The sequence below is a fragment of the Roseateles sp. FW305-36 genome (assembly GCF_058787015.1).
On record NZ_JBYSZK010000012.1, the window covers coordinates 20,833 to 42,698 of the forward strand.

The window sequence follows — 21,866 nt, forward strand, 5'->3', positions numbered from 1 at the left end:
GATCATGACAGCCCTGCTTGAGGGCGAGCTGCCCCATCCCCACATGGCCGACACCTTCGACTGTGAGCTGGTGGAACTGGGCGACGGCCATGCTGTGTTCCAAGCGACGCCGCAACTCAAGCACTACAACCCGCTGGGCTCGGTGCACGGTGGCTGGTACGCGACCCTGTTGGACTTCGGTCTGGGTTGTGCGGTGCAGACCAAGTTGCCGGCCGGTCGCAGCTACACGACCAGCCAGATCAATCTCCATATCGTGCGGTCCGCAGGAATCAAGACTGGACCACTGCGGTGCGTGGGCTCGGCCCTGCATGTCGGCCGCACGGTGGGCACCGCCGAGGCCAGGATCGTCGGCCCGGATGGCAAGCTGTATGCGCATGCCACGACCACGTGCGCGATCTTCGAGCGGTAGCCGTGCGCGAGCGGCCAGCCTCGTCACGTCGCGGCTGACGCGAATCAAGCTGCCGCCAGACGAGATCGCTCAAGTTGCCTTGCGTTCTCCTTCGCGGTGAGGCGTGGAGAGTCTTCGGTCACAGCTATTCCGAAGCGCTGAAGCCCACGCGCGCATGACTGCCGTCACAGAACGGCTTGTTCGCTGAATGGCCACACCTGCACAGAGTTGGGTTTGGTGCTCCGCTGATCTGCTTGCCACTGCTGCCGATGATCTCAACCGCGCCGTGCACGACAAGTGGACCGTCTGCCATCGGCATGATCGAAATGAGCTGACCTGCAGAGGGTGGAGCAGGCTGTGCACTATCGAGGCATTCGGGCTCCCCACTTGCCATGAAGGCGGCTTTGACGTGGCTGCCGTCGCAGTAAGGCTTCCGGGCTGAATTCCCACAGCGACACAGGGTGGCCCGCAGTTCGGAGCGCCCAGCGATCGAGTACATCCCGTGCACCGCATACGGGCCGTTTTCGCACAGCCGAATGACGGCACGCTCTGGCGGTTCCTCGCCGATACCCTCGGACAGCGGACGCACCTGGATGGCTCCCGACGGGCAGTTGCGCGCAAGTGCAAGCAATTCCTCTGCGCTCGCCAGTTCGGGATGCAGCCATGGTCCCTGCACGTTGGGCACAAACACATCGGGCCGAGACGACACGCAATTCCGCGAGTGGATACAGCGTTCGATGTCGACTTCAAGACGCATGCCATGTGCCTCTGCCACCGAGATGCCATCGACCGCGGCGGCAGCAGGCCTATCCGGCACGGCTGCCTGCGGCAGCAAGAGCCGCCCAGCCGTGACCGGCGGAACGTAGTAATAGCCGCCGGTTTCCGCCTGTGTATGTCCCAAGATGGCATCGGCAACGTCATCCGTAGCGCCGACCATGCGTTCGAGCAACCGATCGGCCTTGTCCAGATTGCTCATGAAGGCAATGAACTGCAGACCATGCCGCCGACCATCGCCCCATGGCATGGACCGGCGAAAAATGAACGCAGGTGGCTCGTACGACTCCTGTTCGGTGCGCCGCACGTGCGCTGAAGGTGGGGCGTCTTCCAACTCCTCGTCTGTTTCGACGCCGCGACCGATCACGTGGTCACGCTCGGTACCGCTGAGGCCATGAAAGCGATCACGGAAGTGCAGCCAGCGTTGCACGAGAGCGAAGCTTGAGCCGGCGGCATCGGCCTGCTCGGCTCCAACCAAGGCAGCGGCAAGCGCCTCGTCGCCCTGCGGATTTGCGCTCCCATCCTTGTAGCCCGTCAGGTCACGCCCTTGCCTGTAGCTGAACAGGCTGGTGCTCTGCACGATCCGCAAGTGCTGGCCGAGTTTGCGCTTCAACCGTTCTACGCGCTCGAACACAGTACCGGGTGAATCTCCGAGGACCAGCGTCCAGAGCGCGTGGGGCGTGGACGGCATGGTGTAGCGGCCGCGCTTGAACTCCCTCATCGACCGATAGCCCGGAACGTTTGCCCGCATCGCCGCCAGCAGGGGTGCCCCCAAACCGACCACCACGTCAAGAACGTCCAACTCCGCCAGCATCGCCCAGAGTGCCGCCAAATCGGTGTCGTCCCGCAGATCCCATTCGAGGGAGGCGCCTGCCACCGCCTCCATCAAGATCGAGGGCTGAAAGTTCGAAGGAGCTGCAGACAAGGGCGAGGTCGGATTCATTGGGTTCACAAGAAGTTGGTTTCCGGGCGCGGTTGTGCGCTCAATGCGAACGGGGCTGGGCAAGCTTCATTGATGCCCTCCTGCAAGGCTGACGTCACCCTCCTGGGCGGCGGCATGACGAATTGGCCGCCGACGAACTTCGGCATCTCAATGCCACCATCGAGGAAGTCCCGAAGCGCAGCCTGAACCTCACCCACGGTTGCGTTCTTGAACTTGAATTTCGTGATGTCCATGTCATGCCGCTATCGCGGGTGGATGTCCCCTAGCGCCCTCGGCGCACCACTTGGTCTTAGGTCTGGATGTGGCGCATGAGGGCGACGCGGGGCGATTCGAGCTGAGCGCAGTCGGGGGCCGACGGCTCAATTGACGCTGATGAAAACGTCCCCGGCCTCCTCACTGACCGCATACGTCGTGAGCGGCTTCACCTTCCAGCGCATGAGCAGCATCTTCGCGTCCTGCACCGACTCGCCGGTCGCTGGGTTGAAGCGCGCCCCATGCCAAGGACAGACGATGGCTCCTTGCTCGATTTTTCCCTTGCAGAGGTCTGCGCCAAGGTGTGTGCATTTTCGGTCGAGCACCGCGACGCCCTGTTCCGTGCGAGCGAGCAGCAGCTTCTTCCCGTCGCATTCAACGGGGATCATTTCATTGACACGGACGTCGCTGGATGACGCGATCTTGATTCTTCTCATGGAGTTTCTTAGGTAGGCGCTGGACGGCCGGGCACTGGCGGTGGAGCCAGTGCTTGGCAAATAGGAACGCGCCGGGCCGGCCGTCGACCGGCGTGGGCGGCGAGGCGCTCAGTGCACGGAGGAGCGTCAGCTGCGCGACTTCAGGCTGAGCATCGGGAAATGCTCATAGTGGCCAACGCCGTTCTTGACGATCGGGTCTTGGGACGTGAAGTCCGAGATTTCCTGGTCGTCAGCGATCTGGTACAGCGAGACGCCGTAGCCGCCGGCTGGGTCCATGACCGGACCGTGAGCGACGATGACCCCCGCGGCCAACAAGTCGTTCATGTAGTCGCCGTGACGCCTCATCAGGTCGCGCTCCTGAGCAGACATCGTAGGCAGGAAGTCGGACCGCGGCGGGATGAATTTGCACAGGAAGTACTTCATCGCATCCTCCGGCTCAATTCGACGACGGGGCGTTGGCCGCCGCCATACGCCGCCCTGCTTCTGCCGCCAGCGCGAGCACCGCGCTGGCGGGCCGGATCATGACCATGAAGTCGGTGATCTTGCCATCGGCATTGAACTCGACCATGTCCATGCCCACCAGTTGCTCGCTGCCCACCCTGGCCGTGAACTCCATGACATACCCCGTCGCGCTGCCGAAGTGGCGCTCGTACTTGAAATCTTCCATCACGCTGAACACCGTGCGAAGGATGGCCACCATCGGAGCCTTGCCGACATAGGCATCGAAGGCGGCCGGGTTGCGGAAGCGGACGTCGTCGGTGAGCAACTGCGGCAGGCTGTCCCAGTCGCGCTCCGCCGCAATGCGATGCCATTCCAGCAAGCCGGATTGGGCAGCGGGATGGGGTTGTCCGGGTTGAAGGCTGATGTGATCAACAGGGGGCTGCGACATGTGACTTCTCGCTGGTTGGTTAAGCGGTTTGGACGCTCTTGAGGATCGAGCTTTCGAACATCTTGGGCGCGTAGCTCTGCAGGAACAGGATCATTCCGGTCATCTTGCCGACCGGGTTGCTGAACTTGGGGTCCTTGCTGGCGATGAGCTTGGAGATGGTGTCGACGACCGCGTCCGGCGCCTGCGCCTCGTCCAGACCCTTCTGGGTGGCAGCGTTGGCCTGCTTGCGATAGGTGTTGTAGTCGCCGATGGCGCGGCCGGTGGCGGCGACAGCGTTGTTGCCCAGGTTGGTCTTGAACCAGACCGGCTCGACCATGCTGACCTTGATGTTGAACTGGCTGAGCTCAAAGCGCAGCGACTTGAAGAAGCCCTGCACTGCGTGCTTGGATGCCGTGTAGAACGACAGGTTCGGCGGGCCAATCAGGCCGACGATGGAGCTGACCGTGATGATCTGGCCCTCGCGCTGGGCGCGGAAATGCGGCAGCAGTGCGTTCGTCACCTTGACCGTCCCCCAGAAGTTCGTCTCGAACTGCTGGCGCCCGACATCCAGCGGCGTCTCCTCGGCCAGGCCAGTAACCATGTAGCCGGCGTTGTTGACCAGCACGTCCAGACGCGGCGTGAGGCGGAACAATTCCTGCACAAACGTCTTGATGGACTCGTCGTCGTCGATGTTCAGCCGGATCAGCTTGAACGGCAGATGGGTGTACTTCTGCGGGTCGCGGCTGGTGCCGATGACGTTGTAGCCCTGCTGTTGCAGGCGGGTGGCTACCATCAGGCCGAAACCGGAAGAGGCGCCGGTGATCAGAACGGTCTTTTTCATGGTCAGTGCTTTCGAGGCTGCAGAGCCGGTGGCTGCTGCTTGGGTTGGGGCGAGCGGGCCTGCGAGCCCGATGACAAAGCGTTTGGAACGAATTCGACTGTGCCGATGTGACGCCTCCCAAGCACTCGCCGAACCCGCCAATCAACACGCGGATTGCGCCAACAAAGGCGCCGAACTTGGCGCGTTTGGCCGGTGCAGCTCATAGGCCTGACTCGTAGACTGAAGCCATGCGAGAAGAAAAGGCAACAACTCCAACCTTGCCGGACGGGCGACCGGCACACGCGGGCACCTTTGCGATCTGGCCCGGCTGGTTGCTGCTGATGCACGACGCGGGCGTGAACGGCACCAACGTGTTGCGCCGGGCGCAATTGCCCGGTGACCTGTTCGCGCGACCCAACACCAGGCTCGATTCGGAGACCTACTTCAAGCTGTGGGCGGCCATTGAGGCGGACGCCGGCACCGAGGACGGCCCAGTGCCTCTTCGCCTTGCCAAGCGCATGACCTCCGACTGGTTCGAGCCGGAGCTGTTCGTCGCCTTGTGCAGCGACAACATGAATGGCGCACTTGCTCGCCTGGCCAAGTACAAGCGCCTGGCAGGCCCAATGGCCTTGCATATCGAGCGCACCGAGCGCCGGACCACGGCGACGCTGGAGTTCCTGGACCACGCGATGCCGCCGCCGCCCGTGCTCATGGCCTTCAAGCTGGTGTTTCTCGTGCAGCTGGCGCGACTTGCGACCCGCAGCAAGCTGCATCCCCTGCGAGTCGGCTGGCCGCAACCAACGCAGTCGGCCCAGGAAGCGCGGGCCTACGCCGACTACTTCGGCGTCTCGGTGGAGAAGGCACCAGTGCCAACCCTGGTGTTCTCGGCAGAGGATGCGCAACAGCCCTTCCTGACCGCCAATCACGGCATGTGGTCATTCTTCGAGCCGGCGCTGCGCCAGCGGCTTGCCGACCTGGACCGGCACGCGACGACGGCCGACCGCGTGCGCAGCGCGCTGCTCGAAGCCCTGCCTGCGGGCGGCCTGTCGATGCAGGCGGTTTGCCGCAAGTTGGGCGTCAGCGGTCGCACGCTGCAGCGTCGACTGCAGGAGGAAGGTACGAGCTTCCAGCAGACGCTGGACAACCTGCGCAACGCGCTGGCCCACCACTACCTGCAGAACTCGCTGATGTCGGGCGCAGAGATCGCCTTCCTGCTTGGCTTCGAAGACCCGAACTCCTTCATCCGGGCTTTTCAGGCCTGGACGGGCACTACACCGCACGCAGTTCGGTCGGCGCACGCCGCGTCCAAGGGCGTCCCGGCGGAGGCCTGAGCCCATCCGTCCGGCAAGCGACCGGCGCCTCAAACTCAGATGACTACCAGGCCGTCTAGCCGGGCCTGGCGATTGTTGGCAGCCGGCTGGGCAACGGAGCCCTTGCCGAGGTGTTCGGCCCGCACCAGCCTGGTCAGTTCCTTGATCCGGCCTTGCAGCGCTGCAAGGCCCGACGAGCCGCCCACTGGCTGACCAGAAGGTTCCAAGAGGGTTCCGATTCGCGGCAACGTTGGCTCTGTCAGCCGCCCGATCCGGCTTCGCTAGGCATGCAGGGCCTGCGCTGAACGGCAGGCGGATTGCCGCTGATGTGCCAATCGACCTCCCCCTCGCGTCGAGCCCTCTCCAATTCCGCGACCACTTCCTCGCGTGTGACTGGTTTGTCCGAGCGCTGCAACGGCACGTTGCGGCACTTGGCCTGAGTCGGCTTGGGCGAGTCAGCCTTCTTGTCTTGAGCTGCAGGTGCGCTCGACGTAGCGCTGGCGGTCTGGGCATGAGCCTGGGCCAGCAGAGCCAGCATCGCAGCCGCAGCCATGAACGGTTTCACTTGCATGGGATGTTCTCCTGAGGGTTAGATCTCGACAACGCACTTGCATCACGGCTATCGATCGCGCTCGACGCGGCGCCGATTCACTTTGCCGGCGCGCCATGAATAGGCACTAGCGCATGGCGCCAAATGGCTGCCGAATGCGCCACGCAGCGGTCTTGAGGGACTCAACCTGTAGCGCCAGTGACGCCGGCCGACCGAGCGACCAGCGTGCGCCAGGAGCGATCCCATCGCTGCAGTGCCGAGCCGTCCCTGCCGAAGGTCTGGTTCACGAAGGCCAGCGAAAGTTCGCGCGTGGCCGTCTTGATCTGCTGGTTGAGCTGCGGTCCACCCGGGCCTGCGCGGTCGGTGAAGATGCTGTGAGACCCACCCTGGTACATGACAAGCGCCTTGTGGTGGTCCGGCATCGCGTCGTAGACGGCCACGCGGTCTTCGACGCCGGAGTGCCGGCCCGGGATCCAGATCACGTCTTCCGTCGTGGTGACATGCAGCGTGGGAATTGCCACTGGGCTCAGGATGGCCGGCAGGTCCGGCTCGCCGTAGAACGGTGGCGCTGACATGATGACGGCCGCGCTGATGCGGTCGTCCTGGAAGGCACGCCACTGGCCGTTGCGCTGCACCCTGGCGCCGATGGCGAGCAGCACCGTGTTGGCCCCGTAAGAGTGCCCCGCTGCCACGATGCGCCGCTGGTCGATGTTCAGGCCGGGCACGGGGCTGTCAGAGGCCAGAAGACGGTCCAGCGCAAACCGCAGATCGTGCACCCGGTGGACCGCCTCTGCCTCGTTGGCCGCGCTTTGAAGGCGGCTCACGAGCGTCAACGGGTTGCCACCCCAGACGGAATAGTCACTGCCTACATGCTGCACATGAAGGCTCGCCACACCATTCGACGCCCAGTGGCGGCCCAGGTAACCGTAGTTGCCGCGCGACCCGCCCATGCCGTGCGAGAAAAGCATCAAGGGCATGGGCCCGGCCGCCGCAGCGTCTACGGGGAGGTAGAGCCTGACAGGCACCTGGCGGCCGCGCATCAGGTCAGACCATTCCATGTCGATCGAACGGAAGCTCGGCGGGGCTGCCGTGAGCTGACCTTGGGCCCAGGCCCAGGGAGCAGCGATCGCAGCGAGGATGGCGGCGACGGCGCCCCTGCGCCCGACGATGGACGATGTGCCCGTCCCCATCTGCGGCCCCTGGATCACGGCTGCGCCTTGCGCGTGTTGCGGATGAAGGCAGCGATCTGTGCCGCTGCCATTTCGGGATGCTGGTGATGCGGCGCATGCCCGGCGCGCGGATAGGTGATGAGGTTCAACGTCGGCAGCTGGCCGCCGAGCGCATACCAGTTCTCCACCGGCAAAGAGATGTCGTGATCGCCCCCGAGGTGCAGGATCGGAACGTTGGTGTTCTTCAAGGCCTGCAGCACCTCTTCGGAGGGAAAAATCGGGTTCGGCGGAGACTTCGGCACCTGGGCCATCGCCCACTCAACCGGCACCTCGGGGCTGCGGCCTGTCTTGCGGGCAAAGATGCGCTCGAAGGAGCGCTTCGACGCGGCGCGGCTGCTCGCGTCGCTGGGCTCGAAGAACAACGTCGTGTATTGCTCCAGCGAGGCGGGCCCCTGCGCCGCCGTGTCGTAGAACAGTTGCTCGCCCGTCTTGACGAGCTTGCCCGGCGGCGTGGTGGAGATCAGAACGGCATGGCTCACGCTCTGGCCAAACATCGCGACGTAGATCTGCGCCACGATGCCGCCGAAAGACCAGCCGCCGATCACGACATCCTTCAGCCCCAGCCCGTCGATCAGGTCCTTGGCGTCCTTCACCATGTTGGGTGGGCTGTAGGAGCGCTCGCCTGTCGAGAGCCCCATGCCTGAGTGGTCGAAGGTGATGACCTGAAAGCCTTGCGCGGCGAGCGCGTCGATGAAAGCCGGATCCCACAGGTCCAGCACGCCGCGGAACCGGTGTGCCAGGACGATCGGCTTGCCTTTGCCCACAGAACGGTAGGCCAGCTTGCGGCCGCCCACCTCGACGAACTGCGTGTTCACGGTGTCAGCACTGACGCCCTTGGCGGCGGCGGGCGCGGCGCGCGACAGGCCGGCCAGCACGATGGCGCCTCCCAAGAGTGCGTGCCGGCGCGAGGCGGCCGGAAGGTCGGATGTGGAGGATGCTGCGCGAGAGGACGGGTCGATAGGCATGACTGCTCCTTTGGCCTGTTGATGGTGCGATTCACTGTGCCGAGGGCCGGGGCCCGTCGCACTCGCCCATTGCGCCAATCAGCCAGCCAAACGCGCCAGCCGCCCGTCCAGGTTGGCGCGTTCGGCTGATGCCTGGCCCAGACCCGATGCCTAGACTGAATCTGACCGACATCACTCGCGCCACCGCGCGTTCCCACGAAAGCTCCTCATGAAGATCCAAGGTTCAGTCGCTCTTGTCACTGGCGCCAATCGCGGCCTCGGCGCCGCCTTTGTAGAGGGCCTGCTTGCCGCGGGCGCGTCCAAGGTCTACGCCGCGGCGCGGACCCCCGCAACCGTTACGGTGCCCGGTGTCATTCCCGTTCTGCTGGACGTCACTCGACCCGATCAAATCGAACGTGTGGCCAGCGAACTGACTGACGTGAACTTGCTGGTCAACAACGCTGGCATCGGTGAGATGGGCCCGATCCTGGCGCCCTCCTCAGTGGAGGCGCTCCGTCGTCAGCTGGAGACCAACGCGTTTGGTCCGCTGCTGTTGACGCAGGCTTTCGCTTCCACCTTGGCGTCCAACCAGAACAGCGCCGTTGTCAACGTCCTCTCAGCGCTGACGTGGTTCACACTGCCATCGGCCAGCGGCGCATACAGCGCGTCAAAGGCCGCAGCGTGGGCGCTGAGCAACGCACTGCGACAGGAGCTGTCTTCGCAAGGCACCTCGCTCGTCGCTGTACATGCCGGCTACATCGACACCGATTTGGTCCGCGGGATCGCCGCCCCAAAGATCGCACCGGCAGAGGTCGTGCGCCAGACGCTGGCTGCGCTGGAAGCCGGCGCGCCCGAAGTGTTCGCAGACGATACCGCTCGCCATGTCCATGCGGGACTCACGGCGAAGCCGCCGATGTATGTCGGGATGGGTGCCTAAGCCGTCTGCGTTGCGTTGGCCAGGGGTTGACTTGGCCAGCTCGCGCACGATTGCTCGACTGTGAACCGCGTGTCGAACGAGACCTGCACGCTCAACTGAAAGCTGAAACATGAAACTGACCGTCAACGGCAAAGTCCAGGAGATCGGCGCCGAGCCCGAGATGCCCTTGCTCTGGGTGCTGCGGGATGAGCTCGGCATCACGGGCCCGAAGTACGGCTGCGGCATGGCGCAATGCGGCGCTTGTACCGTGCACGTCGACGGCACCGCAATTCGGTCCTGCGTCACTCCGGTGGGGAGCGTTCAGGGTGCCGTGACGACGATCGAGGGGCTTGGCCAGCCTGAGGCCCTGCACGCGGTGCAGCGCGCCTGGATCGAGCATCAGGTGGCGCAATGCGGGTACTGCCAATCGGGCCAGATCATGGCCGCTGCTGCGTTCCTGGCGACACAGCCCAATCCGACGGACGAGCAAATTGATCAGGCGATGTCGGGAAACCTGTGCCGCTGTGGCACCTATCCGCGCATCCGCCAGGCTGTGAAGACTGCCGCGACTCACTTGAAGGGGGCCTGAGGCATGGCCAACATCGCTCGCATTGCCCGTCGCACTTTTCTCGTGGGCGCTGGCGCCGTAGCCGCTGGTTTGGCCGTAGGAACCTACCTCTACAAGCGCGACCCTGCCAACCCGCTTCTGAAGGACTTGCCTGAGGGGGCTCACGCCCTGAACCCATATGTGCGCATCGACTCGACTGGCATCACGTTGATCACGCCACGCGCGGATCTGGGCCAGGGCGCTTATTCGGTGCAGGCAGCGCTGATCGCCGAGGAACTGGACGTGGCCTGGGGCCAGTTCAAGGTCGAGCCTGGTCCGCCAAGCGCGGCCTACTACAACGGTACTGTGATGGCCGAGGCCTTCCCCATCGCAGCGACGGCGGACACCTTCATGGCTCGCACGGGTCGCGATGCTGCCGGGGTGATGGGAAAGTTGCTCGGGATGCAAATCACAGGTGGCTCTTCCACCGTGTCTGATGCGTTTGACCGCCTGCGCGTTGCAGGAGCAGTCGCACGCCAGATGCTGCTGCAAGCCGCAGCGCAGCAGACCGGCGTGCCGATAGCCCAGCTGAAGACGAACGAGGGCAATGTCGTGCTGCCCGACGGCAAGCGCCTGTCGTACACCTCTCTCGCCGCGGCCGCAGGCAAGCTCACGCCATCGTCCGACGTCGCACTCAAACCGGCAAGTGAATGGCGCCTGCTGGGCAAGCCCATGCAGCGGCTGGACGTCAAAGCAAAGTCGACAGGTACGGCCACCTATGGCATTGACCTGAGGATGCCCGGCATGGTCTACGCCACTGTTCGCACCAATCCGAGACTCGGCGGCGGCATCCGGCACTTCGACGGCAAGAAGGCTGCCGCCTCTAAAGGCGTTTTGAAGGTCCTGCCGATCAGCGGCGGCGTGGGCGTGATTGCTGACAACACCTGGCGTGCATTCCAGGCCGCCAACCTGCTGGAGATCGAGTGGGGCGCCGCGCCCTACCCACTGACGACCGAGGCCATGTTCGAGCAAGCGGGCGCCTCGTTCGTTGACGAGCGTCGCAACAGCCGCCAGAAGGATGAAGGCGACGTCGAGTCTGCGCTCAAGTCCGCTGAGCCCGCCAAGGTGCTGCAGGCGGAATACCGCGTGCCCTATTTGGCCCATGCGCCGCTGGAGCCGATGAACGCGGTGGTCCAGCTCAAGGACGGCCGCTTGGACATTTGGACCGGAACCCAGATCCCGCGCTTTGTTGTGGCCGGTGCCGCCGCGGTAAGCGGCGTCGCGGAGGACAACATCCACGTTCACGTACAAATCATGGGCGGCAGCTTCGGCCGACGCCTGGAAGACGACTACGTTCGCCAGGCGGTGGAACTGGCCAAGGCGCACCAGGGCGTACCGATCAAGATGACCTGGAGCCGCGAGGAGGACATGACGCATGACTTCCCGCGCCCACTGGCGATTGCGCGTGCGCGAGGCATGGCGTCCAACGGTCAGGTGCATGCCTATGACCTCAGCATCGCGGCGCAGTCCGTCAACGGCTCGCAGTTGGGGCGCCAGGGGCAACCTGCTATGGGGCCCGACATGGCCATCGTGGCAGGGGCGTGGGACCAGCCGTTTGCCATCCCGCACTACCGCGTCACCGGCTACAAGGTGCCGGAAATGGTGCCAGTGAGCTCGTGGCGCTCGGTCGGAGCCTCAGGCAACGGCTTCCTGCACGAGTGCTTTTTGGACGAGCTGATCCATTCAGCTGGCGGAGATCCGCTGGCTGAGCGAATTCGGCTGTGCTCGCACGAGCCCTCAAAGCGGGTCCTCCAAGCGGTCGGCGAGCTGTCGGGCTGGGGCACGCCGTTGCCCAAGGGCAGCGGGCGGGGTCTTGCCTTCACCCTGTCGTTCGGCGTTCCCGTCGCAGAAGTGATCGAAGTGACCGCCACGCCCAAGGGCATTCGCATCGACAAGGCCTTTGTCGTCGCTGAAGTCGGGCAGGTGCTCGATCCGGTGAACCTGGAAGCGCAGATGACCGGCGGCGTCATCTGGGGCTTGAGTCACGCCATGCTCGGCGAGCTGACCTACGCTGACGGTGCACCCCAGGAGACCAACTTCCACGCGTACCAGAGCTTGCGGCTGTACCAGACGCCCCAGGTCTTCACCAAGGCGCTGCAAACCACAGGCCGCATCAAAGGCATTGGCGAGCCAGGCGTGCCACCGGCCGCGCCAGCACTGGCCAACGCGATTTTCGCGGCCACCGGCAAGCGCATCCGCGAACTGCCACTGCGCAAGCACATCGACTTCGTCTGAACCCCGTTTGGGGGCGCCGGCCGCACGGTTACCGCCGTGCGCAGCCGTTGGTGCTCGGACCGGCTGCGCACAAAAGTCGGCACTGATGCACCGGCCATGTGGGAACCTGGGCCGGCTACCGGCCCAGGTTCATCACTCTTCAGAGGCAGCCCGCGCGGAAAATCGCGCCGGCTGCGTCGAGGGTCAGTCTTTGCTGACGACCACCAGTTTGCGGTTGGCAAACTCCTTGAGGCCCTGCTCGCCGAGTTCACGCCCAAAGCCCGATCGCTTGATGCCGCCAAACGGAAGCTGCGGGCGAGAAGTGGTCGCCGTATTGATGAACACCATGCCCGTCTCGATGCGAGAAGCCATGGAACGCGCGCGCTCGATGTTGCTCGAGAAGATGGTGCCGCCCAGGCCGAACAGCGAGTCGTTGGCCTGCTTCACGATGGCATCGTCATCGTCAGCGACAAACAGCTGCGCCACTGGGCCGAAGAACTCCTGGTAGTAGGCCGGGTTGTCCGATTTGATGTCGGCCAGCACGGTCGGCTCGAAAAAGAAGCCAGTCCGCTGTGCCTGCTTGCCGCCGGCCAGCACCTTGGCGCCATGGCTGATGGCGTCTTCCACCTGCTGCTTGAGCCCTTCAAGCGCGTCACGCGAGGACATGGGACCGAGCACCGTTTCCTGCAACATGGGGTCGCCCATGGGAACGCTCTTCATGCCCTCAACGAAGGCCTGCGTGAAAGCTTCGGCCACGCCACGCTGCACGATGAAACGCTTGGCGCCCGTGCAGACTTGGCCGGCGTTGGCGAGCCTGGCGAAGATGGCGGCCTGGACTGCCTTGGCGATATCTGCATCATCCAGCACCACGAAGACGTCGCTACCGCCGAGCTCCATGGTGGACTTCTTGAGCATCTCGGACGCACGTGCACCGACCTTGCTGCCTGCACCTTCGGAGCCGGTCAACGCCACGCCCTGGATGCGCGGATCTCCGATCAGCTCCGCGACCTTGGTCGAAGAGATGTAGAGGTTCGTGACGGCACCGTCAGGCGCACCGGCTTCACGCACGATCGATTCGAACAGCGCAGCGCATTGCGGCACGATGCCGGCGTGCTTGAACATCACCGGATTGCCGACTGCGATTGCCGGTGCGACAACGCGGGTCAGCTGGTAGATCGGGAAATTCCACGGTTCCACGGCGAGCAACACGCCGATCGGGTGGAACTCCACCCACCCTTGACCGACGTCGCTGTCGGCAGGCTGGGGCTTCAGCAGATCTGCGGCGCTGGTGGCGTAGTACTTCGCGATCCACGCGCACAGGTCGACCTCCATTTGCCCTTGCGCGACAGGCTTGCCCATCTCCAGCGCCATGGTCTGGGCCAGAACATCCCGCTTGGACGTCAGCACCTCAGCCAGCTTTTCAAGGACGGCCAACCGCGGCGAGATATCGCCTTTTGACCAGTTGGACCGGTACAGCGCATCGGCCTTGCTCAGTGCCGCGGCCACCTCTTCATCGGTGTGCTCGGCATATTCCGCGACAACTTGCTCGGTGTAAGGATTGAGAGTTCGGTAAGCCATGATGGGTTTGCAATAGATGGGGGAAGGGGAAGGAGCGTTACCTGGTGGCACCGTGGGTGAGGTGCTCCTACTTGTCTGGAAGTCGCGCCTTTGAGCAGCGATCAAGGCGCCAAACCGGGTTGCGGTTGAGCTCATATCGAGCGTCTTTCCGAACCCGGCTTTCGAGGCTCCGGCCAGTCTCTCGACCGGGAGCCTGCGGACCTGCTTACTTCTTGGCGGGCTGCTGGGCGTACACCTGCTTGTTGCCTTCGCCAACGTAGTGGCCCAGGTTGCTTTCGACCTTCACGGGGCCGAGTTCCTGGTACATCTTGCCGAACACCTGCATGCGAGGCTGCAGGCCGGGCCATGCCAACGACTTGGCGAACTCGCCCTGGGAGGCCAGCAGCGCGGCCTCCGGCGGGAAGTTGGAGGCGTTCACATGCTTCTTGGTCGCAGCCAGCGCCGTCTTGTCGAAGGTGGCCAGGCGACCGGCAAGCTTCGTGACGAAGTCGTCGAGTTGTGCGTCAGGGAGCGCGCGCGTCACCCAGCCGTACTTTTCGGCCATGTCGGCGCTGTAGTCATCGGCGGTCAGAAGGATCTCGAGCGCGCGGTCGCGTCCCACCAGGCGTGCCAGGTGGTCCGTGCTGCCACCGCCCGGGAACAGACCGATGCCTACCTCGGGCTGACCGAACACCGCCTTTTCCTTGCTCGCGTAGCGCAGGTCGAATGCCAGGGTCAACTCGTCGCCGCCTCCCTGAGTGCGCCCTCGGATAGACGCGATGGTGATGAAAGGCGCGTTGCCGAGGTTGTTGATCAGGTCCACCCACATCGGCTTGGAGTTGTCCGCGAACTGGCTCATGAAGTTCGGGAACTCGCCCAGGTCGAAGTGGTTGATGAAGAAGCCGGGCATGTCGCTGGTGACGATCACCACCTTCACGCGCTCGTCCTTGCTGAGGCTCTTGACCGTCTCGTTGAGCGCGGCCAGCGTCTCGGGCACGATGAAATTCAGCGGGGGATTGGAGAACCTGATCTTCCGGATCTCGGGGCTGACGGTTTCGACAGTGATGGTGCTTTTTTGCGCTTGTTTTGCAGCCGCGGGCGGAGGGGTTTTGGCTTCCTGGGCCCAACTGGCATTGGCCGTCAAGATGGCTGCCGCTGCAAACAGAAGCGACGATGATTTTCGGAGGTTCATGAAATGCTTTCCAAATTAGGCGAAACGAATTTCCAATCGATCAGCCACAGGGGCGCCGTCGATGTGCGTCTCAGTTCAAACCCTCTATCAGGGCCAGATAAACTTTGCCGCCGATTAAGTTCGCACCGTCTCGCTGAACGCGCCAATCAACTCGCGTATCACGCCAGCCGCTTCAACTCTGTGCGGCCACGGGTCCCCGCGACCTTTAGCCTGTCAGCGACGGCGGGTGGCCAAATTGAGCATGGGAAAAACCTCGAATTTCCCTACACCGCTGCTGATGACGGGATCCTGTGAGGTCAACGCCTCGATGTCCTGCTCATCGGCAATCTCGTAGAGCGTCACGCCATAGCCAGTCGCTTCGTTCATCAGGTCGCCGTGGGCGACGATGAGGCCCTTTTCCAGCAAATAGTCCAGGAAATGCCCATGCTCTTCCATGACCTCGCGTTCATCGGGCGTCAAGGTCGAGTGGAAATTCCCTCGCGGCGGTATGAATTTGCAAAGGTAGTATTTCAAGGTGCACCTCCTGATAAGGATTTTTTGCACTCTGAATGATTTGCGCAGCGCCCGCACGAGCAAAACACGCCAGCGATCTAGCAACTTGCGCCAAGACCATCCTGGCTGCTTGCTGCGCCATGTGCATACGCCGATGCGACCTGAGCACGACGTCCAGCGTCTTCTAAGCACGGAATCAGGCGCCTGATGAGCACCTTGTCCGGAGGTGTCATGCAGGGCAGCGTGTCCGGCGAATTGACCACTCAGTCCAGCACCGCGAGCAGAGACGCTTACTACTTCGGGCTGATCTCGGACGTTCGCGATTCAGAATCGAGTGTCCGACGGACATTATTTGTAGACGTGCAACGGCGGCCGTCCGATTCAGAATCTCCGACGGACTTTCGCGGTGAACACGGATGTCGAAAAATCAACAACTTAAGAGTGGCGAGCCCGACGGACTTTATTTGTTGGACTCACTCCAACAAATAAAGTCCGTCGGGCCTGAATAAAGTCGGTCGGGCTTTTCCCGCATTGCGAGAGCTGACGTCGTCCCGGGCCCTGCTACAAGGGCTAGGCAGCTTTATCGCTCCGGCCGCTGTGGATTGATGTCCTCCGAGAAGCTTCGGTGACTAACCGATGTCTGTGCGGTTGCCGACTTGACGCCTCAAGGTTGCACCAGGACTTCACCGACCGCGCTAAGGCGCAAACGGTGGCCGAAACGGCTTTTCGTCCACAACGAGCTGTGCAGCGAAGTTCTACGACTCCGACGCCTGTGAAATCCGCTGGGCAGGCATTCACCGTCGCAGAAGCGAGATCTCCGCCAATGACGAGCACATCGTCTGCGCCGAGGCTTCCGCAGAGAAGGGTACGGGCAATCGAGGGTGGCTCATTGTGGGCGGAGATTGATTTTGGTTTCTGCCCGTGGCCGTGGGTCTCGGCCGCAATTTCCCTCGCGTGAGGCTTTCCTGTCCGGCTTTCGGGGCTAGCTATGGAGACGTGCCAACCGTGCGTTTGCGCACCATCAATAGTGATGATGTCCGGTGACCCGGCGTGGGCCTTGCTTCGCGCAATCCAGGCCTCGCCGGCTGGCTCGCCATGGAATGACCAGTACGAGGTCCTTCGGCCATGGTTGAGGGGTGAAACGTCACCGGCTCCAGACGGTGATTTCGAGCCCGACACGCGCCGCCTCTTCTTCAAGCTTGATACGCCGATGGGTTGGAGGTTGAAGGAGGCGGCGATGACAAGAGACGAGCTTGGCGCCGCCGTACCGGCGACGTTCGTCGACTATTTCGAACTGCCGCCTTCTGAAGGCGGTGGCGTGCAGCCGTCCCTGGGTGAAGTGTCCGTGCGCTATCGCGCGTTCAAGGCGACCGATCTCATGCCAGACGCGGGGGCACCTGATCCGGCCAAGATCGAGTCCCGATTTCTCTTCTCGGGACCATCTGCCTGGACAGGTTGCCGCTGCGTCGCGTGCAGAACTCAAGGTTGTCGGCTCGATGCAGCCGTGCGAGGGCACATGGCGTGGGCCTTCTAGGTTGCAGGTGGATGGATGCGCTCGTAGCGCCTTGACCAGCACGCGAATCTTTTGCGGCCGATACCGCATGGCAGGGAACACGGCGAAGACGCCGCCGCTCGCCACCGACCACTTAGGCGGCACAGGCACCAACCGGCCCTCCCGGAGGTCCTTGGCCACGGCGAAGTCCGGGAGGATCGAGAAGCCCGCCCCTGCAAGCCAGCCCTGGGCCTCGATGCTGGCGGGTGATCCGAGCTTTGCGCACTCGCCGAACCCGCGGCATCTCCGCTTCGGGGGCTATCCCTTGCCGGCTCGGTCAGATTGCTCTGCAGAACATGGGCCGTTGAAGCCAACCCCACGCGGACACGCTCGCCGCGAAAGGTAACCTCCTTCTATGACTGCAAAAGATCGAAGGATCGGTTTTCGCCGAAGGAGAGGAAAGCCAGATGCACATGTTCAAAGGGAGCATTGGATCTACCTGCTTATGGCAGATGGGGCTGTTTATGTAGGTCAGACCACTAACTTCCGCCGTCGCATGCGGGAACATGTGAAAAGGAGCGATGAGTCGCAGAATCGGGCATCTCACGAGCTAGTCGAGGAGGCCGGTTTGCGGCAGATTGCCGTGGCAGTAGTCGCCCAGTGCAACTCACATCATGAAGCGCTCGTGCATGAGGCCGCCTGGTTCTTCTCCGTAAGAGCTGCGGGCTACTGCACTCCTGGTCACGAACGTTGGGCGAACTTCCCCTCATATGCAATGCAGGGCAAAGCTTGCTACCAGTGGAGCGTTGGCGCTGAACGTGAGCTTCCTCGGCTGGTTGACGTAGTGTCCAGCAAGACAGACCCCGCCGTTCTGATGTCGTTGACCCATTCGCTTTTTTGCGTTTGCGATCGGCAAGCCTGGGCTGGCGCTGATGTCGAAGGTTGAGCGTCAGCTTCGGACGACTATGACTACCCTTTCGTCTGACTCCGTTTTGTAGACCTCCGCCGGGTGCCTTGGCCGCCCACGTACAAGATGCCGACGGAGGTCTCGGCTGCTTCCTTGGATGGAATGAGGTCGTGGGGGGCAAAGACCTTGGGCTTCTTGCTGCCATCGGGCTGAGGCGCTGCCAATTTTGTTGATTCGCTCATCGCGAGATGGTGCCACGACCCTCATGCCCTGCCGCAGCATCTGACTCCAGGGTGCCAGTTCGTTAGCGCGATTGCCCCAGATTCCGGCCTCCGCTTCCTTTGTGTTCGACAGACCTTCTTCGGCGCTGGGCGAGCGCAACCGTCTAGCTGAGGGGCTCCGACAGACTTTCATGCAGTGCTCGCGTTTCGAAGAATCAACGACTTACGAGTGCTCACTCCGACGGACTTAATTTGCTGCAGTCATGCGTCTGATTGAGCTGCGCAAGCAGCTTCAGCGGCGTAGCCGATGACGGGGTTTGGTCGTGGCGCGAAGCGACACGACACAAGCTCCGCAATGAGGCCAGGTCCGTGACGGGTGAATGACCGGCGCGGGCTGGGGCAGTTCTGTTCTGCGCCAATGGAGTCACTGACACGGCAAGGGCTGTCATGGCAGAGCGGTCGGCTGGCGACAAGTGAACGCTCGGGCGGGAGCGGTCCTCCGGGCGAGGTCTGCCCTGAACGGCAGCGCTCAAGCCAGCAGCGCCACCTCCCGGCTCACCCTCACCATCTCCGACGGCTGTTCCCCGTCGGGTTGGCTTTGAAAGCCGAGCGACTTCGTGAGCTCCAGCATCGCGCGGTTCTCGCGCAGCACGTAGCCGAACAGGCGACGGGTGCCGCGTGACGCGGCGTAGTCGAGCAGGGCCTGCATCAGCAGCCGCCCCAGGCCCTCGCGCTTGCGCTTGCTGCGGACCATCACGGCGAACTCGGCCTCGACGTTGTCAGGATCGCGGACCATGCGCGCGACGCCCAGCATGCGGTGGCCGTCCTGCGCCAGCGGATCGACAACGACGAAGGCCATCTCGCGCTCGTAGTCGATCTGCGTCATCTTCGCCAGCTCGTCATGGGACAGCGCATGCGGCGCCTCGAAGAAGCGCATCCGCAGGTCTTCGGGGTCGGCGGTCTCGAGAAACTCGCGCTCCATGGCCTCGTCCTCGGGGCGGATGGGCCGCACGACGACGGGCTGGCCGCGCCAAAGCTCGGTTCGCTCCAGTTCACCGGGATAGGGACGCACCGCGAAGTTCGCCACGCCGGCGGGGCGCGTCGCGGACAGGCGGACGCGCGCGTCCAGGGCAAGCACGCCACGGTCGTCGGCCCAGAGCGGGTTGATGTCCAGCTCCGCCAGCTCCGGCAACTCGGCCAGCATCCGGGCCACGGCGACCAGGGCGTCGCAGAGGGCGTCCATATGGGCCGGGGGGCGGTCGCGAAAGCCCTTGAGCAGCCTGGCGACGCGGGTGCGATCGATCAGGTCACGTGCCAGGGCGCGGTTCAGCGGGGGCAGGGCGACCGCGCGGTCCGCCAGCACCTCGACGGCGGTGCCGCCCTGGCCGAACAGCAGCACCGGCCCGAAGATGGGATCGACATGCGCGCCGACGATGAGCTCCTGCGCCTGCGGCCGCCGGGCCATGGCCTGGACGCTGAAGCCCTCGATGCGGGCGGTGGGGTGCTCGCTCTGCAGGTGCGCGCGCATGCCTCGGGCGGCTGCGGCCACGGCCTCCTCGCCGTCGAGATTGAGGCGCACGCCGCCCGCATCCGACTTGTGCAGGATGTCGGGCGAGACGATCTTCAAGGCCACCGGCCCGCCGATCTCGCGCGCCGCGGCGGCGGCCGCTTCGGGGGTCGGGGCGACGCGCAGCGTCCTGACGACAGGGATGCGGTAGGCCGCCAGCAGCGCCTTGGCATCGATCTCGTCCAGCCATTCGCGGCCGGCCGACAAGGCGGTGTCGATGATGCGGCGGGCTTCGGCCAGGTCCGGCTCGCTCATGGCGCCCGCCGCGGGCGTCTGGCGCAGCACCGCCTGGTTGCGGCGGTAGGTCTGCATCAGCGCGAATGCCTGCACGGCCTCCTCGGGCGTCTCGTAGCCCGCGATGCCCGCCTCTTCGAACAGCCGCCGTGCTGCAAGAATGGTTTCACCACCGAGCCAGCAGCTCATCACCCGGCCGGGCCGGGCGGCGATGCGGGGGGCGCAGGCGCGCGCGATGTCCTGGCTTGGCACGATGGCCGTCGGTGCGTGCACGAACAGCACGGCCCCCGCCTCGGGGGCCTCGAACAAGGCATCCAGCGTGTCGACGTAGCGCTGGATGGGCGCATCGCCAATGATGTCGATGGGGTTGTCGTGCGACCAGTTGGCGGGCAGCACGGCGTTGAGCCGGCGCATCAATGCGCCGCCCGGCCGCGCCAGCTTGACGCCGAGGGCCGAGGCTGCGTCGGCCGCCATGACGCCGGCGCCGCCGCCATTGGTCACCACCATCAGCTCGTCGCTGGGGTTGTCGCGGAAGCGCGCCAGCGTCTGTGCCGCCGTGAACAGGTCCTTCAGCGTGTCGACCCTGAGCATGCCGGCGCGGCGGATGGCGGCGTCGAAGACGACGTCTTCGCCGGCCAGGGCGCCGGTGTGCGAGGCGGCGGCCCGCATGCCCGCCGGTGCCCGGCCGGCCTTGACCACGATGACGGGCTTGACGCGCGCGGCCGCACGTGCCGCCGACATGAACTTGCGGGCCGACTTGATCGACTCGATGTAGAGCAGGATGGCCTGGGTACTGCGATCGGTGGCCAGATAGTCCAGCAGGTCGCCGAAGTCGACGTCCATGTTCTCGCCGAGCGAGATCAGATGGGAGAAGCCGATGCGCTCCGCGTTGGCCCAGTCCAGCAGCGCCGTCACCAGGGCCCCGGACTGCGACACCAGCGCCAGGTTGCCGGGCCGCGCGTGGGCCTGGGTGAAGCTGGCATTCAGGCCGAGGTGGGGGCTGAGCAGGCCGATGCAGTTGGGGCCGAGCAGCCGCATCGAATGGGGGCGCGCGGCATCGAGGGCGGCCTGCTTCTGCTGCGGTGTCAGCCCGGCCGTCACGATGATGGCGGCCCGCGTTCCGCGCGCCGCCAGTTGCGCGACGAGCTCGGCGATCGTGGCGGGGGGTGTGCACAGCACCGCCAGGTCCGGCACGAACGGCAGTTCACCGGCCGTGCCGAAGCAGGGGGCGCCGTCCAGGGTCTCCAAGCGCGGGTTCACGGGGGCCAGCGCGCCCTTGAAGCCGGCCGTGGACAGGTTGCGCCAGACTGTCGTGCCCACGCGCGCAGGCTTGTCGGACGCGCCGAAGACGGCGACTGACCGGGGCGAAAGCAGGCGGTCGAGATGGCGTTGGGTCATGGGCGGCATCGTCGACGGGCGACGTCGCGCCGACCTTGCGCGAGATCAAGCCAGCGCCCCCTTCCCCGGTGCAGCATCCCGACGTCGCCCGCAGCGGGCGAAAGGAGCTTCCATGAAGATCGTGCTTGCGGTGGACGGCAGCCCCTACACCAAGCGCATGCTGAGCTATCTCGCGGCCCACGAGGAACTGGTCGCCGGGGACAACGAGTTCGTCGTGCTGAACGTCACCGGCGAAGTGCCGCCCCATGCCGCCCGCTATCTGGCGCACGACGTGCTGCACCAGTACTACGCCGACGAGGGCGAGAAGGTGCTGAAGCCGGTGCGGGAGTTCGCGCAGATGCAGGGCTGGAAGCTGCGCGAGCGCCACGCCGTCGGTTTCCCGGGGGATGTGCTGCCGGACATCGTCGAAGCGGAGAAGCCCGACCTGCTCGTGATGGGATCGCATGGCCACGGCGCCTTCGCCAGCGCCGTGCTCGGCTCGGTGTCGGCGCGGCTGCTGGCTCGGACCAAGGTGCCGGTGCTGCTCATCCGCTGATCGACTCCGGGAGCTTGAC

General features: G+C 64.4%; 21 protein-coding genes and 1 pseudogene. 8 read left to right on the forward strand and 14 right to left on the reverse strand.

Annotated elements, in window-relative coordinates:
* The first annotated feature begins 4 nt into the window (after nt 1-4).
* Nucleotides 5-409, forward strand: coding sequence for a PaaI family thioesterase (locus AC3WOE_RS20785; RefSeq protein WP_492693153.1), 405 nt, complete (start codon nt 5-7; stop codon nt 407-409).
* 124 nt (nt 410-533) lie between these two features.
* Here AC3WOE_RS20785 and AC3WOE_RS20790 read toward each other — a convergent pair whose 3' ends face one another.
* The 6 genes from AC3WOE_RS20790 to AC3WOE_RS20815 all read right to left on the reverse strand — a co-directional run bounded on the left by AC3WOE_RS20790 (nt 534) and on the right by AC3WOE_RS20815 (nt 4,503).
* Nucleotides 534-2,105 carry a Dyp-type peroxidase gene (locus tag AC3WOE_RS20790; protein ID WP_327573912.1) on the reverse strand — a complete coding sequence of 524 codons (1,572 nt, stop codon included), beginning with the start codon at nt 2,103-2,105 and terminating at the stop codon, nt 534-536.
* Nucleotides 2,106-2,110: 5 nt separating this feature from the next.
* Entirely contained in the window at nt 2,111-2,338 is a 228-nt protein-coding gene (locus AC3WOE_RS20795) for a hypothetical protein (protein ID WP_327573911.1), read from the reverse strand.
* A gap of 126 nt (nt 2,339-2,464) precedes the next feature.
* A complete protein-coding gene (locus AC3WOE_RS20800; protein ID WP_327573910.1) occupies nt 2,465-2,794 on the reverse strand; it encodes a Rieske (2Fe-2S) protein in 330 nt (109 codons plus the stop codon).
* A gap of 126 nt (nt 2,795-2,920) precedes the next feature.
* Complete coding sequence (locus tag AC3WOE_RS20805; RefSeq protein WP_327573909.1) at nt 2,921-3,217, reverse strand: YciI family protein; 297 nt, start codon at nt 3,215-3,217, stop codon at nt 2,921-2,923.
* Nucleotides 3,218-3,230: 13 nt separating this feature from the next.
* The gene (locus AC3WOE_RS20810) at nt 3,231-3,614 is read right to left on the reverse strand and encodes a nuclear transport factor 2 family protein (protein ID WP_492693156.1); all 384 of its coding nucleotides are present in this window, start codon (nt 3,612-3,614) and stop codon (nt 3,231-3,233) included.
* An 88-nt stretch (nt 3,615-3,702) separates the two neighbouring features.
* Nucleotides 3,703-4,503 carry an SDR family NAD(P)-dependent oxidoreductase gene (locus tag AC3WOE_RS20815; RefSeq protein WP_492693158.1) on the reverse strand — a complete coding sequence of 267 codons (801 nt, stop codon included), beginning with the start codon at nt 4,501-4,503 and terminating at the stop codon, nt 3,703-3,705.
* Between the two features lie 227 nt (nt 4,504-4,730).
* On the opposite strand from AC3WOE_RS20815, the gene AC3WOE_RS20820 reads away from it, so the two are divergent.
* The gene (locus AC3WOE_RS20820; protein ID WP_327573906.1) at nt 4,731-5,813 is read left to right on the forward strand and encodes an AraC family transcriptional regulator; all 1,083 of its coding nucleotides are present in this window, start codon (nt 4,731-4,733) and stop codon (nt 5,811-5,813) included.
* Between the two features lie 238 nt (nt 5,814-6,051).
* Here the strand turns inward: AC3WOE_RS20820 and AC3WOE_RS20825 are convergent, their stop codons facing one another.
* The 3 genes from AC3WOE_RS20825 to AC3WOE_RS20835 form a co-directional block, all read right to left on the reverse strand.
* Nucleotides 6,052-6,363 (reverse strand): DUF4148 domain-containing protein, encoded by a 312-nt coding sequence (locus AC3WOE_RS20825; protein WP_327573904.1) that lies wholly within the window; start codon nt 6,361-6,363, stop codon nt 6,052-6,054.
* A 161-nt stretch (nt 6,364-6,524) separates the two neighbouring features.
* Complete coding sequence (locus tag AC3WOE_RS20830; RefSeq protein WP_327573903.1) at nt 6,525-7,550, reverse strand: alpha/beta hydrolase family protein; 1,026 nt, start codon at nt 7,548-7,550, stop codon at nt 6,525-6,527.
* The gene (locus AC3WOE_RS20835) at nt 7,547-8,536 is read right to left on the reverse strand and encodes an alpha/beta fold hydrolase (protein WP_492693160.1); all 990 of its coding nucleotides are present in this window, start codon (nt 8,534-8,536) and stop codon (nt 7,547-7,549) included. Before AC3WOE_RS20835 ends, AC3WOE_RS20830 begins: the two co-directional genes overlap by 4 nt.
* Before the next feature lie 208 nt (nt 8,537-8,744).
* On the opposite strand from AC3WOE_RS20835, the gene AC3WOE_RS20840 reads away from it, so the two are divergent.
* From AC3WOE_RS20840 to AC3WOE_RS20850, 3 genes are all read left to right on the forward strand, one after another.
* Nucleotides 8,745-9,452 (forward strand): SDR family oxidoreductase, encoded by a 708-nt coding sequence (locus AC3WOE_RS20840; protein WP_492693162.1) that lies wholly within the window; start codon nt 8,745-8,747, stop codon nt 9,450-9,452.
* A gap of 109 nt (nt 9,453-9,561) precedes the next feature.
* Nucleotides 9,562-10,020: a (2Fe-2S)-binding protein gene (locus AC3WOE_RS20845; protein ID WP_327573900.1), complete on the forward strand. Its 459-nt coding sequence runs from the start codon at nt 9,562-9,564 to the stop codon at nt 10,018-10,020.
* Nucleotides 10,021-10,023: 3 nt separating this feature from the next.
* Entirely contained in the window at nt 10,024-12,273 is a 2,250-nt protein-coding gene (locus tag AC3WOE_RS20850) for a xanthine dehydrogenase family protein molybdopterin-binding subunit (protein WP_492693164.1), read from the forward strand.
* A 183-nt stretch (nt 12,274-12,456) separates the two neighbouring features.
* Here the strand turns inward: AC3WOE_RS20850 and AC3WOE_RS20855 are convergent, their stop codons facing one another.
* The 3 genes from AC3WOE_RS20855 to AC3WOE_RS20865 form a co-directional block, all read right to left on the reverse strand.
* Complete coding sequence (locus AC3WOE_RS20855; RefSeq protein WP_492693166.1) at nt 12,457-13,830, reverse strand: NAD-dependent succinate-semialdehyde dehydrogenase; 1,374 nt, start codon at nt 13,828-13,830, stop codon at nt 12,457-12,459.
* A 205-nt stretch (nt 13,831-14,035) separates the two neighbouring features.
* The gene (locus AC3WOE_RS20860) at nt 14,036-15,001 is read right to left on the reverse strand and encodes an enoyl-CoA hydratase/isomerase family protein (protein WP_492693168.1); all 966 of its coding nucleotides are present in this window, start codon (nt 14,999-15,001) and stop codon (nt 14,036-14,038) included.
* Nucleotides 15,002-15,214: 213 nt separating this feature from the next.
* A complete protein-coding gene (locus tag AC3WOE_RS20865) occupies nt 15,215-15,514 on the reverse strand; it encodes a YciI family protein (RefSeq protein WP_492693170.1) in 300 nt (99 codons plus the stop codon).
* Between the two features lie 1,009 nt (nt 15,515-16,523).
* Between AC3WOE_RS20865 and AC3WOE_RS20870 the strand changes: the two genes are divergently transcribed.
* A complete protein-coding gene (locus AC3WOE_RS20870; protein ID WP_492693172.1) occupies nt 16,524-17,027 on the forward strand; it encodes a hypothetical protein in 504 nt (167 codons plus the stop codon).
* 27 nt (nt 17,028-17,054) lie between these two features.
* Here AC3WOE_RS20870 and AC3WOE_RS20875 read toward each other — a convergent pair.
* Nucleotides 17,055-17,243 (reverse strand): annotated as a pseudogene (locus AC3WOE_RS20875) (LysR substrate-binding domain-containing protein); the annotation flags it as partial.
* A gap of 157 nt (nt 17,244-17,400) precedes the next feature.
* Between AC3WOE_RS20875 and AC3WOE_RS20880 the strand changes: the two are divergent.
* Complete coding sequence (locus AC3WOE_RS20880; protein ID WP_492693174.1) at nt 17,401-17,931, forward strand: GIY-YIG nuclease family protein; 531 nt, start codon at nt 17,401-17,403, stop codon at nt 17,929-17,931.
* 711 nt (nt 17,932-18,642) lie between these two features.
* Here the strand turns inward: AC3WOE_RS20880 and AC3WOE_RS20885 are convergent.
* A complete protein-coding gene (locus tag AC3WOE_RS20885; RefSeq protein WP_492693176.1) occupies nt 18,643-21,312 on the reverse strand; it encodes a bifunctional acetate--CoA ligase family protein/GNAT family N-acetyltransferase in 2,670 nt (889 codons plus the stop codon).
* Nucleotides 21,313-21,424: 112 nt separating this feature from the next.
* Between AC3WOE_RS20885 and AC3WOE_RS20890 the strand changes: the two genes are divergently transcribed.
* Complete coding sequence (locus tag AC3WOE_RS20890) at nt 21,425-21,847, forward strand: universal stress protein (protein WP_492693177.1); 423 nt, start codon at nt 21,425-21,427, stop codon at nt 21,845-21,847.
* Nucleotides 21,848-21,866: the final 19 nt, after the last annotated feature.